This window comes from Terrabacter sp. 2YAF2 (assembly GCF_052114705.1).
In the GTDB taxonomy this organism is placed as follows: Bacteria; Actinomycetota; Actinomycetes; order Actinomycetales; family Dermatophilaceae; genus Terrabacter.
Genome location: NZ_JBFRFG010000002.1, coordinates 85597 through 97510, shown reverse-complemented (window position 1 = coordinate 97510; position 11914 = coordinate 85597). Strand labels below are relative to the sequence as shown.

Genomic DNA, 11914 nt, shown 5'->3' with positions numbered 1-11914 from the left:
GGTGGAGGCCGCAGCCGGCTCGGTCGTGCTGGCGGGGTCCGACGTGACCTGACGGGTCGTACGTGCCATGTGCCACTCCCTTTGGCGGCGCGCGTCGCGCGCCTACTCGCTCCCGAGGTGCCGGGCGGTGACCACCAGAGGGTGGCGCAGGGCCCGACCCTCCGTCCTGAGCGATCGCTCCATCGGTGGGCCTCCTGGCAACGTCCGACGGGTGTCGGCCGTTGGGTCGACGGTACGACTCCGGACCGACACCGATGGGGATTGACAGGCATCGAGTCGTCGTGTCGCGCAGAGTTCATGTGCCGCTAACCACGCGGCCGGCCGGCGCCAAGGCGTGGGGCGGCGGATCGCCCGTCAGGCCCAGGGTGAGCGACCCATGACCCGCACGTACTCGCGCTTCCACCGCCACCGGACGGCGGCGATGGCCATGCCGATGACGCCCAGGCCGCCGAAGATCGCGAGGATGAGGTAGGCGACGGGCATCGCGCCCGGGTCGCCCTGGTCAGCGCCCTTCTTGACCATGAGGAAGAAGATGACGCCGACGACGGTGAGGGCGAGGAAGAACAGGCCCATCAGCAGCGGCTCGCGGATCTTCAGGGTGAGCAGTCCGCGCTCCTGGCTGACGTAGGAGAACGGCTCCTTGGGCGCAGTGCTGCCGGTCGCGCTGCCCGGGCCGGTCGGGCGGGGAGTCGCGGCGCTCATGCGGTGAGCGCTTCCGAGTAGAGGGCGGACACGGCGTCCTGCAGGCCGGCGGCGTCGACGGTGCCCCCGCTGCCCGTGCCGGGACCGGCGACGTCGGTGAGGGCCTCGAAGCCGGAGCCGGAGCGCCGGATCGCGAGGTTGCTGCTGCCCTCGAGGGTCTGCACCTCCAGGAAGACACCGGACTGCGGGTCGGCGTCGAAGCGCTCACGGACCAGGCCGGTGACGAGCGCTCCCACGTCGCCGGTGCGCTCACCGAGGCGGATGAACCACGAGGCGAGCTGCCGGGGCTGCATGAGCGCGACGACGGTGTCGGACTCGACGAGCACCGCGAAGTCCAGCTGGCTGACGTTCTCCCCCACGAGGCCGACGCGGGTCCAGCGGGTGGCCGCGCCGACGGCATACTCCACGAGAGCGGCGTTGGATCGGGTCTCGGCGGTGCCGTCGTCCTCGAGGGTCAGCCAGCCGCGAGACGCGAGGCTGGAGGCCCCGGCGAGCAGGGCAGCATCGTCCGCGGACCGCGGGTCGAGCATGAGCAGGCGCCGCGAGCGCTCCCCGGCAGGGGTCTCGTGGCGCGACATGAGGTAGGCCAGCTCGGCGGCCCCCAGTCCGAAGACGTCGTCGGGCAGCTCGAAGCCTTCGAGCGGGGTGCCCTTCATCAGGTCAGCCATGGTTCTCCTCGGTCGTTCCCGGTCGTGTCCGGGTGGGTCGTTCTGCGAGTCGTTCTGCGAGTCGTTCGGGATGGGTGGTTCGTCGTCTCGTCAACGATGCCGGGTGCCCCGGGGTTTCGCCTCCCGGGACCCACGCCACCGGTCAGAAGGGCCACACCTTGTCGGCGACGTCGCTGATGGCGTGACCGGCGTCGGAGGCGACGTCACCCACCGCGTCGACGGCATCGGACGTGAAGTCCCCCACGGCGTGCGTCGCGTCGGAGGTGAAGTCGGAGATCGCACCCCAGTTGTCGTGGACGAGCTGGCCCACCGCCATGCCGCCGGCGGCGATGCCGCACACGACGTCGACCGGCGGCGGGGTCATCAGCGCCGCGGCACCGAGGCCGGTCATGACGGAGTCGTAGCCGGCCCGACCGTAGTGGTGCTCGGAGATGTCGTTGGCGACCGTGAACCCGCCGAACACGACACCGAGGGGACCGAGTGCCTTGCCGACGCTGCCCAGCGTGCGGGTGAGTGCCCCGCCCTCGGCCAGCGACGGCATGAAACGCGACAGCGTGGCCCAGTTCTTCGGGTTGAGGGCATCCCCGAACTCCGCGAGGTGTCCCGTCTTCCACGCCTGCGAGAGGTTCTTGAAGAGCCCGAGGTCCTTGTCCCAGCCGGAGAGGTTGGACAGGAAGTTGCGGATCTTCATGCTCGTGCCGAGCAGGCCGACTGCGGTGCCGAGGCCCTTGACCGGGGTCCACAGGGACTTGAGGAGGTCATAACCGGGAATGCCGTTGCCGCCGTTGCTGCCGCCGGCGCCTCCGTTGCCACCGGGTCCGCCACCCGGGCCCGACCCACCCTGCCCGCTCGTCGTGTCCTGCGCCCCGGCGTTGCGTCGCAGCGCCTCGGCGAGCTTGCCGAGGTCGGTGCCGAACTGGGTGAGCTGGGCCTCCACCGGCGGCCAGCGGTTCATCAGGTGGTCGAGGTCGGCGCCGCCCCACTGGCCCTTGAGGGCGTGCACGGCCCGGCTCGCCTCACCCTTGACGGTGTCGCACTCGCGGGCGTGGACCGTGATGCGCTCTGCGGAGGCCCGCAGGGCCACCGGGTCGGCACCCTTCTTGTAGATCGCCATCTGTCGTTCTCCCCTGACGTCGTCACCGTGCTCGTGTCGCACGACCCTGCGTGCCCAGGCGTCTCGGCCCACCCGCAACCTACGCAAGCCGGCCAACCCGGACAATGGGGAGCACTCCCCTACGCCCGGCCGGCCACCCGGCCGGCCACCCGGCCCACCACCCGGCCGACCACCCGGCCAGCCTCCCGCTCAGCCTCCGAAGCGGCGGTGCCGGCCGGCATACGCCCTCAGGGCGCGCAGGAAGTCCACGTGACGGAAGTCCGGCCAGTACGCCTCGCAGAAGTAGAACTCCGACGTCGCGCTCTGCCAGAGCAGGAAGCCCCCGAGACGCTGCTCGCCGGACGTGCGGATGACGAGGTCGGGGTCGGGCTGGCCCTTGGTGTAGAGGTGCTCGGCGATGTCCTCGACCGTGAGGCCGGCGGCGATCTGCTCGATCGACTCGCCGGCGGCGGCACGGTCGAGCAGCAGGTCGCGGACGGCGTCGGCGATCTCGCGTCGACCGCCGTAGCCGACGGCGACGTTGACGGTCATGCCCTCGACGTCCCGGGTGCGCTCCGCCGAGGCGCTGAGGCTCGCGGCGGTCTCCGGCGGGAGCAGGTCGAGGGCACCGACGATCTTGAGCCGCCAGTGGCCCGACTCGGCGAGGTCGGCGACGGCCGTCTCGATGATCTTCAGGAGAGGAGCGAGCTCCTCCTCGGCGCGGCGCAGGTTGTCGGTGGAGAGCAGCCACAGCGTGACGTACTCGACTCCCGCGTCACGGCACCATTCGAGCAGCTCCTCGATCTTGTCGGCGCCGGCCTGGTGACCACTCGCCGTACCAGCGCCGCGGGCGCGCGCCCAGCGGCGGTTGCCGTCGAGCATCACGGCGACGTGGCGCGGGAGCGCCTCCTTGGGGAGGTCCTTGAGGACTCGGCGCTCGTACGCGCCGTAGACCACATCGCGCCACCCCACGGGGCCTCCTCGTCGACTCGCTCGGTCATCGTCGGTCAGGTCTGGGCAGCCCGAGGGCGACCGCGGTCCCACCGTACCCCCCGCCTCGTGGACCCTCACGGCGGCGCGGAGGCAGCGCTGGACCGGCGCGGACAGCGAAACCTACGCTTCCGTAACCTACGGTTGCGTAGGTTAGACTCCCGGCATGAGCACCAGTCCCGACCCCACCCCCGCGGAGACGGTCAGCGCCCCGATCGCGGACCTCGTCGCGAGCGTCAAGCCCCGCCTGCGCGGCTGGCTGCACCTCGCCATGTTCCCCGTCGCCCTCGTCGGCGGCCTGGTCCTCGTCCTCGTCTCGCAGCCCGGGGCCGTGCGCACCGCCTCGATCATCTTCACGATCAGCGCGGCCCTGCTCTTCGGCGTCTCCGCCGTCTACCACCGCGGCACGTGGGGTCCGAAGATGTCAGGTCTGCTCAAGCGGTTCGACCACTCGAACATCTACCTCATCATCGCCGGCACCTACACCCCGTTCGCGGTGACCCTGCTGCCCACGGGTCAGGCGCGACTGCTGCTGTCGGTCATCTGGGGCGCCGCCGTCGCCGGGGTGCTCTTCCGGGTCTTCTGGGTCAGCGCGCCGCGCTGGCTCTACACCGCGCTCTACCTCGCGCTCGGCTGGGCCGCGGTCTTCTACGTCGTGCCGTTCTGGCGCCAGGGTGGTCCGCTCGTCGGCTCGCTCATCGGCCTCGGCGGCCTGCTCTACACCGCGGGCGGCATCGTCTACGGCACGAAGCGGCCCAACCCGTGGCCTCGCTGGTTCGGCTTCCACGAGGTCTTCCACGCCTTCACGCTCGGCGGCTTCCTCACCCACTTCGCGGCCGTGACGCTCGCGGTGATCGGCTACCAGGCCGCCACCTGAGCGTCCGCACGTCATGACGAACGCCCCGGCAGGTTGCCGGGGCGTTCCTCGTTCGAGGGCGTATGCCATGTGCCGCGACCTCAGGGGCGCGTGGCCTCGCCGCGCGCGTCGGGGTCGTCCCCCGCCTCGGCCGGGCCGCCGGGCTCGGCAGGCGTGGCCGGCTCGGCCGGCGTGGTCGGCTCGGCCGGCGTGGTCGGCTCGGCTGGCGTGGCTGGCGTGGCTGGCGTGGCTGGCGTGGCTGCCCCGCGCCTGGAGCCGTCGACCTCGGCGTTGGCCGCGAACTCCTCGGCGCGGTCTCGGTCGCGGTAGGCCATCCGCCGCAGACGGTTGTTCATGTTGCGCACGAGGAACCACAGCGCCACCGCCAGCACGAAGAAGGCGATGAAGCCCCAGATGCCGGGGCCGACCGGGAGGTTGCCGCCGCCGTTCATCGGGCGCGCACCTTCTCGGACCCGAGCTCGCTGTCGTCCTCGTCGGCGTGCGTCTCGGAGCTGTCGCCACGAGCGCGGCCGTGCTCCATCTCGCCCTCCTCGACCTCGGGCTCCTCGTTGATGCGTCCGTCGTGGACGAGCTCGAGGTCGGGCCGGGTCGCGAGCGCGTCGGCCTCGTCCGGTGAGCCGAGGCCGGCGAAGAGGTCGTCCTCGCCCTCGACGATCGGCACGTACGACAGGGCCGCCTCGAACTCCTCGACACCCCAGACGCGACGCTGGATCTCGAGGGGCACCTGGAACCAGAAACCGTCCGGGTCGACCTGCGTCGCATGGGCCAGGAGCGCCCGGTCACGCGTCTCGAAGTACTCGCCGCACGCGATCGTCGTCGTGGGCAGGCCCGAACGGCGCGGCTTCCAGTTGGCCAGCCACTCGGCATACGGGCTCTCGAGCCCCTCGACGAGCATGGCGTCGTGGATCGCCTCGAGCCGCGGCTTGGACCAGCCGCCGTTGTAGTAGATCTTGAGCGGCTGCCAGGGCTCGCCGGCCTGCGGGTAGCGGGTCGGGTCGCCGGCCGCCTCGAAGGCCGCCATCGACACCGTGTGGCACATGATGTGGTCGGGGTGGGGGTAGCCACCCTTCTCGTCGTAGGTCGTCATGACGTGCGGGCGCCACGCGCGGATGACCCGCACGAGCGCCTCAGTGGTGACGTCGATGTCCTCGAGGGCGAAGCAGCCGTCGGGCAGCGGCGGCAGCGGATCACCCTCGGGCAGGCCGGAGTCGACGAAGCCGAGCCACTGGTGCTCGCAGCCGAGCACCTCCTGCGCAGCCTTCATCTCGTCGCGCCGCACCTGCGCGATGTCGCGCAGGATGTGCGGGTCGTCCTTGAGCTTCTCGTTGAGGATGTCGCCGCGCTCCCCGCCCGTGCACGACACGACCAGAACTGACGCGCCCTCGGCGACGTACTTGGCCGTCGTCGCGGCGCCCTTGCTCGACTCGTCGTCGGGGTGCGCGTGCACCGCCATCAAACGCATGCCCTCGGCCACGTGGCTCCCTGTTCGTCTGCAGTGTCGGTGGTTGGGGCGCGCGGTCGGGGGTTCCCGATGCCTCCGGCGCCCGGGTCGGTGCGTCTCCCGTGGTGCCATGGGAGAGACTGGACCCGTCTGCCATCCTCTCACTCCCCCGCGCCCCTCGACGCGCGGGCTCGAACCGCCAGGACCTCGTATGCCGTCCCGCCCGACCCTGCCCCGCCCCGCCCCCGGCCAGCTGAAGTGGTGGGTCATCGGCACGGTCGGCATCCTCGCCGGTGTCGGCCTCGCCATCTGGTTCGGACTCTCCTCGACCCTCGGCCTGCCGAGCTGGGAGACGCTGGGCTACAAGGTGGTCAGCGACCAGCAGGTGCGCGTCGACTTCGAGGTCTACCGGCCGGGCGGCCGGGCCCTGACGTGCACGGTCGAGGCGCTGGCGCGGGACTTCGCACCGGTCGGCACGAGCACGGTGCACGTGCCGGCGAGCGCCGACGAGACCACGACCCAGTCGGCCGTCCTGCGCACGACGTCCCGGGCCGTGACGGGCCAGGTCAAGACCTGCTCCTGACCGGCGTCGACGGCGACCAAAAGTGCCGTGAACTGCATCTTCGCCGTTCATTTTGTTATCCTTGTTGCTTCATCCCAGGGTCCGGACCCGTCGCCGACCGGCATATGAGTTGACGACATCGCCGTTCGGACCCTTCTTTTTGTGCAGGCGCCCACGCGGAGCACCGCGTGGGCGCTGTTCATCCAAGGAGTGACAACCGTGACCGAGACTGCCGCTGGCTTCCTGACCCAGGAGGCCCATGACCGCCTCAAGGCGGAGCTCGACCAGCTCACGGGCGAAGGTCGCCTCGAGATCGCACGCAAGATCGAGGAGGCCCGCGAGGAGGGCGACCTCAAGGAGAACGGCGGCTACCACGCCGCCCGCGAGGAGCAGGGCAAGATGGAGGCCCGCATCCGCCAGCTCACCGAGCTGCTCCACAACGCGACCATCGGCGAGACGCCCCCCGACGACGGTGTCGTCGAGCCCGGCATGCTCGTGACGGTCGAGATCTTCGGCGACGAGGAGACCTTCCTGCTCGGCAACCGCGAGATCGCCGACGGCTCCGACCTGCAGGTCTTCTCCGAGAAGTCCGCCATGGGCGCCGCCATCAACGGCAAGAGCGTCGGAGACGAGACGAGCTACGAGGCCCCCAACGGCAAGACCATCGGGGTCAAGATCATCGCCGCGAAGCCCTACACCGGCTGAGCACCGCCCCCGCCTGACGGAAACGGGCCGGCTCCCCAGCACCTGGGGACCCGGCCCGTTCCCCTACCTCCCCCAAATCTCACCCCTTTCAACCGTCGAAAGGCCACGTGTGGCCGCCTCGCCACCGTCGAAAGGCCACGTGTGGCCGCCTCGCCACCGTCGAAAGGCCACGTGTGGCCGCACCGCCACCGTCGAAAGGCCACGTGTGGCCGCACCGCTACCGTCGAAAGGCCACGTGTGGCCGCACCGCCAGGGGTGTGCCAGCTACGAGCGTCGGCGCCTGGGCCGTGCGAACTGCGCCGGTGCCAGGAACTGCGGTTCCGCCGCCATGATGTCCAGGACGTGTGGGTTGACGCCCAGGTGACCGGCGAGCTCCCACAGCTTGGCCGCCCGGTGCTGACGGTCGAAGACGTGGTGCGCCAGGATCTCGACCACCACCCAGTCACCGCGCTCGATGTCCTCGACCCGGACGTCGTCGTGGCGCTTGTCCAGCGACCGCGAGTGGAACTCCACGCCCTGGTACTCGCCGACCACCCGCTGCTCGAGCCACACGAGGTCCCCGCACCCCAACCACAGACCTGCGTGACTGACGACATCCTCGTTGAGCAGGGGTTCGGGAAGTCCGGCTCGCATCACCATGAGCCGGCTCCGGGTCTCCATGGGCGACCAGGAGCCCACCCTGATCCGAGGAATCGCGTAGGTGAGCGTCACCTTGCCGCGAGGCCGGACACGCCGCTCGACCGCGCGACGCAGCGGCGCAGTTCCGCCGACGAGGTTGGCCACCGCGTCGCCCGCGACGACGAGGTCGTCGAGGCCGACGGGGCGGCCCGGACCGACGAACTCACCGAGATCGACCCAGGTGTCGGCGGGCGCCACGACGGGCAGGCCCTGCACGTCGACGACCTCACGGCTCTCCAGCCCGCGGTGGCCGCGAACCTCCGGCCTTCGGATGCGGTTGGCTGCGGTGGGCGTGACGATGTGGACCATGCAGTCGGCCTCGACGGCATACGGAAGCGGGATGCCCAGCAGCTGGGCGGCGGTCACATGTGAGAAGGCGAAGTCCTCGGGCGCCGCGGCGGCGAAGCTCCGCGCTTGTTCGAGGACGGTCGTCGGCAGTTCCACGGATCGAACGCCCCGAGTGGGCGTCCACAGGTCCTGCGCCCGGAGTCGCCGGCGCGTCAGACCCAATGCGAGGGCCTCCGAGGCCAGGAAGGGACGGGTCGTCAGGTCGTCGGGCAGAGGCGCGGGATCCATACGGGGACGATGGACGAAAGGCGGGCTGGTGCGACAGGTGCCTGAGTGAGCCTGTGGATGGGAGGGCGGATCGTCCCAGAGGTGTGGATGGCCGAGCCGCGTGGCCACTCGTCGGCGCGGAGGCGACCACACGTGGCCTTTCGACGGTTGGGAGGCGACCACACGTGGCCTTTCGACGGTTACGAGGCGACCACACGTGGCCTCTCGACGGTTAAGGGAGGGTTTGGGTGGCCACGGTGCGGGCGAGCGCGGGGGCGCCTGACGTGGTCGCGTCGGGGATGGCGAGGAGGCCTGCGGCGAAGAGCAGGTATGCCGTGTCGACCGTCGCGCGCGCCGCGCGCGGCACCTTCCAGCCACCGGCGTGGTCGGCCAGGATCGCGCCCAGCACGTGGTCGCGGCCGGCGGCGTCGGCATGGCGCAGCACTCCCCCGGACCCGACGAGGACCCTCACGTCGGCGAGCGGACGGGCCGACTCGGTCGGCTGGGCGGGGCGGGCGTGCCGGCGGACCGCGACCAGAGCCGCGAGCCGCGCCAGCTCGAGGTCGTGGCCCCGCTCGACGTCGTCGGCGGGGAGCGAGCCGGGGCGCTCGTGGACGCGAGCGGCATACGCCGTCAGGGCCGCGGGGTCGCCCACCGCGTCGAGGAGGTGCTCGGCGGCGGCCGCCTCGATGACGTGCTCGGCGTTCCACCGCAGACCGAGGTCACCCTCGACGGTGCGGGCGTGCCAGAGCGGGGCGACGACGTCCTTGCGCAGCGTGGCCTCCTCGCCTCCGGGGGTCAGGCACGAGTAGACGTCGGTCGTCGCACCGCCGACATCGACGACGAGCACGTCACCGTCGGTCACCGATGCCAGCACCTCGACACCACGCAGCACGACGTCGGGGGTCGCGGCCTCGACCATCGCGGCGAAGGCCGGGTCGCGCGACAAGCCCTTGCCGCCGATGACGTGGCGCAGGAAGGCGTCGCGAATCGCGGCCCTGGCGGACTCCGGCGCGATGACGCCGATCTGCGGGAGGACGTTGTCGGCCGGGACGGTCGGGCGGCCGGCGGTCTCCAGGATCGCTGCGGCCTCGTCCCGCACCTCGAGGTTGCCGGCCACGACCACCGGGACGGTGTGCGCGCCGTGACCGCCGATGGCCCCCTTGGCGAGCCGGGCAGCGTTGTGCAGCAGGACGTTGCGGTTGCCGCCGTCGGTGCCCCCGACGAGCAGGATGATGTCCGGGCGCGACGCCCTGACGCCTGCCACGTCGGCCGTCGTCAGCTCACCGCTGGCGACGTGGACGACCTTCGCGCCCGCCGACAGCCCCACGCGGTGCCCGGCCTCGGCGGTGACGGTGCGTTCGTAGCCGACGACCGCGAGCCGCAGCCCGCCACCGGCGCTGGAGCACGCCCGCACGGTCGCGTCGTCGGGCACCTCGAGCTCGGCGCGCAGCGATCGGTAACCGTCGAGGATGTCGCCCCCGCCCTGAACGCCCGTCGTCGGCGTCGACGCCGTGCCCAGCACCGTGCCGTCGTCCGCGATGAGGGCGCCCTTGGTGAACGTCGACCCGAAGTCGACTGCGAGGATCGTCACGCGACGGTGGCTCTGGCGGCTCAGCCGTGGATGTCGAGCGCCTCGCGCAGGTCGGCGATGAGGTCGTCGACGTCCTCGATGCCGACCGAGAGCCTGATGAGGTCCGAAGGCACCTCGAGCTCCGTGCCGGCGACGCTCGCGTGGGTCATGCGCCCCGGGTGCTCGATGAGCGACTCGACGCCGCCGAGGGACTCGCCGAGGGTCCAGAGGCTGACCGCAGCGCACGTCTTGACGGCAGCGTCCTCGCCGCGGCGCATCCGGAAGCTCACCATGCCGCCGAACCGCTTCATCTGGCGCGCGGCGACGTCGTGGTTGGCGTGCCCGGGCAGGCCCGGGTAGAGCACCTGCGAGACGCCGTCGTGGCTCTCGAGGAACTCGACGACCTTCTCGGCGTTGTCGCAGTGGCGCTCCATGCGGATGGCGAGCGTCTTGAGGCCGCGGAGCGTCAGCCATGAGTCGAACGGTCCGGCCACTCCGCCGATGCTGTTCTGGTGGAAGGCGATTCGCTCCTCGGCGTCCTCGTAGCCGGGGACCGTGATGGTCTTGGCCGTCACGACGGCGCCGCCGACGACGTCACTGTGGCCGCCGGAGTACTTCGTCGTCGAGTGCGTCACGATGTCGGCGCCGAGCGCGAGCGGGCTCTGGAGGTAGGCCGTCGCGAAGGTGTTGTCGACGACGAGCGCGGCGCCGGCCTCGTGCGCGATCGCGGCGATGGCCTCGATGTCGGCGATGCCGAGCAGCGGGTTGGTCGGCGTCTCGACCCACACCAGCTTCGTCTGCCCGGGACGGATCGCGGCGCGGACGGCCTCGACGTCGCCCATGTTCGCGATGGAGTGCTCGATGCCCTGCGGCCTCGCGACCTTGTTGAAGTAGCGGTAGGTGCCACCGTAGGCGTCGTCGGGGACGACGACGTGGTCGCCCGGGACGAGCAGGGCGCGGGCGACGGTGTCCTGCCCCGCCAGGCCGGAGGCGAAGGCGAACCCGCGGCTGCCGCCCTCGAGCGCGGCGATGCACTCCTCGAGCGCGGTGCGGGTCGGGTTGGCCGACCGGCTGTACTCGTAGCCGCTGCGGAAGCCGCCGATGCCGTCCTGCTTGTAGGTCGAGACCTGGTAGATCGGGGTCACCACCGCACCCGTCAGGGCGTCGGCCTCCTGGCCGGCGTGGATGGCGCGCGTGGAGAAGCCGTGCTCGTCAGACATGGGGACGAGCCTATGCCCTGGCATCCGGACCGCCGCCAGCCCCCACCGGCGCACGCCGCCCCCGCGACCGCGGTTTCGGCCTCGGTCACATCCAGGTCTGAGATGCTGCCGACGTGGTGTACGACTTCGACTACTCGAACCACAGCCACCGACCCCGCGGCCCGGTGGTCTCGACGTTGTCGACCCTCGTCCCCGCCGTCCGCGCCGTCCAGGAGCAGGTGCAGCCGTATGCCGTGTGGTGGGAGTCCCACAACCGCGTCGCGGCCTCGGGTCGCGGGCCGCTCTGGGTGGCCCTCGGCGACTCCATGACCCAGGGCATCGGCGCGAGCGCCCCCGACCGCGGCTGGGTCGGGCAGCTGAGCGGGCGTCTCGTCGCGCGCGGCTGGGACCACCGCCTCGTCAACCTCGGTGTCAACGGCGCCCGTGTCGAGGACCTCCTCGACCGACAGCTGCCCGTGCTCGAGGCGCTGACGGCGGAGGGAACGCCGGCGGCGCTCGTCACCGTCATCATCGGCTCGAACGACATCGTGGTGCGCCGCCACCGCCGCGGGCTCGCCGAGCGCTTCAACCGGATGCTCGACCTGCTGCCGCAGCACACCGTCGTGGCGAACCTGCCCAACCCGCACCGTGAGGCCCGGGCCATCGATGCCATGCTCCGCAAGCGCGCCGAGTCCGGACGGCTGGTCCTCGTCGACATCCGGCGCGACGGGCCGCGCTCCTGGCGTGGCCGCCTCGCCTCGGACAAGTTCCACCCGAACGACCACGGCTACGCCGAGCTCGCGACGATCGTCGAGCGGGCGGTCGAGCGGGCCGGGTTGCTGACTCGCCCCTGAGCTGGTCGGTCGATCAG

At 71.5% G+C, this 11914-nt stretch carries 13 protein-coding genes; 4 read left to right on the top strand and 9 right to left on the bottom strand.

Features of this window, described 5'->3' with window-relative positions; all coding sequences use genetic code 11:
* Positions 1-354: 354 nt before the first annotated feature.
* The 4 genes from AB4030_RS03410 to AB4030_RS03395 form a co-directional block, all read right to left on the bottom strand.
* A complete protein-coding gene (locus AB4030_RS03410; protein ID WP_442277779.1) occupies positions 355-702 on the bottom strand; it encodes a hypothetical protein in 348 nt (115 codons plus the stop codon).
* Positions 699-1370 carry a hypothetical protein gene (locus AB4030_RS03405; protein WP_442277778.1) on the bottom strand — a complete coding sequence of 224 codons (672 nt, stop codon included), beginning with the start codon at positions 1368-1370 and terminating at the stop codon, positions 699-701. Before AB4030_RS03405 ends, AB4030_RS03410 begins: the two co-directional genes overlap by 4 nt.
* Before the next feature lie 142 nt (positions 1371-1512).
* Positions 1513-2484 carry a hypothetical protein gene (locus tag AB4030_RS03400; protein WP_442277777.1) on the bottom strand — a complete coding sequence of 324 codons (972 nt, stop codon included), beginning with the start codon at positions 2482-2484 and terminating at the stop codon, positions 1513-1515.
* Positions 2485-2673: 189 nt separating this feature from the next.
* Entirely contained in the window at positions 2674-3435 is a 762-nt protein-coding gene (locus AB4030_RS03395; protein WP_442277776.1) for an isoprenyl transferase, read from the bottom strand.
* A gap of 184 nt (positions 3436-3619) precedes the next feature.
* On the opposite strand from AB4030_RS03395, the gene trhA reads away from it, so the two are divergent.
* Positions 3620-4330: a PAQR family membrane homeostasis protein TrhA gene (trhA, locus tag AB4030_RS03390; protein WP_442277775.1), complete on the top strand. Its 711-nt coding sequence runs from the start codon at positions 3620-3622 to the stop codon at positions 4328-4330.
* An 80-nt stretch (positions 4331-4410) separates the two neighbouring features.
* On the opposite strand, the gene AB4030_RS03385 is transcribed toward trhA, so the two are convergent.
* Positions 4411-4761 (bottom strand): hypothetical protein, encoded by a 351-nt coding sequence (locus AB4030_RS03385; RefSeq protein WP_442277774.1) that lies wholly within the window; start codon positions 4759-4761, stop codon positions 4411-4413.
* Positions 4758-5804: a mycothiol conjugate amidase Mca gene (gene mca, locus AB4030_RS03380; protein ID WP_442277773.1), complete on the bottom strand. Its 1047-nt coding sequence runs from the start codon at positions 5802-5804 to the stop codon at positions 4758-4760. The genes AB4030_RS03385 and mca overlap by 4 nt, the downstream gene beginning before the upstream one ends.
* A gap of 178 nt (positions 5805-5982) precedes the next feature.
* Between mca and AB4030_RS03375 the strand changes: the two genes are divergently transcribed.
* Both AB4030_RS03375 and greA read left to right on the top strand, forming a co-directional pair.
* Positions 5983-6354: a DUF4307 domain-containing protein gene (locus AB4030_RS03375; RefSeq protein ID WP_442277772.1), complete on the top strand. Its 372-nt coding sequence runs from the start codon at positions 5983-5985 to the stop codon at positions 6352-6354.
* A gap of 198 nt (positions 6355-6552) precedes the next feature.
* Complete coding sequence (gene greA, locus AB4030_RS03370) at positions 6553-7038, top strand: transcription elongation factor GreA (protein ID WP_442277771.1); 486 nt, start codon at positions 6553-6555, stop codon at positions 7036-7038.
* Positions 7039-7302: 264 nt separating this feature from the next.
* Here the strand turns inward: greA and AB4030_RS03365 are convergent, their stop codons facing one another.
* The 3 genes from AB4030_RS03365 to AB4030_RS03355 all read right to left on the bottom strand — a co-directional run bounded on the left by AB4030_RS03365 (position 7303) and on the right by AB4030_RS03355 (position 11064).
* Complete coding sequence (locus AB4030_RS03365; protein ID WP_442277770.1) at positions 7303-8292, bottom strand: hypothetical protein; 990 nt, start codon at positions 8290-8292, stop codon at positions 7303-7305.
* 211 nt (positions 8293-8503) lie between these two features.
* Positions 8504-9865, bottom strand: coding sequence for a glutamate mutase L (locus AB4030_RS03360; RefSeq protein ID WP_442277769.1), 1362 nt, complete (start codon positions 9863-9865; stop codon positions 8504-8506).
* 20 nt (positions 9866-9885) lie between these two features.
* Positions 9886-11064, bottom strand: coding sequence for a cystathionine gamma-synthase (locus tag AB4030_RS03355; RefSeq protein WP_442277768.1), 1179 nt, complete (start codon positions 11062-11064; stop codon positions 9886-9888).
* Between the two features lie 113 nt (positions 11065-11177).
* Here AB4030_RS03355 and AB4030_RS03350 point away from each other — a divergent pair, with 113 nt between their 5' ends.
* Positions 11178-11897 carry an SGNH/GDSL hydrolase family protein gene (locus tag AB4030_RS03350; protein ID WP_442277767.1) on the top strand — a complete coding sequence of 240 codons (720 nt, stop codon included), beginning with the start codon at positions 11178-11180 and terminating at the stop codon, positions 11895-11897.
* Positions 11898-11914: the final 17 nt, after the last annotated feature.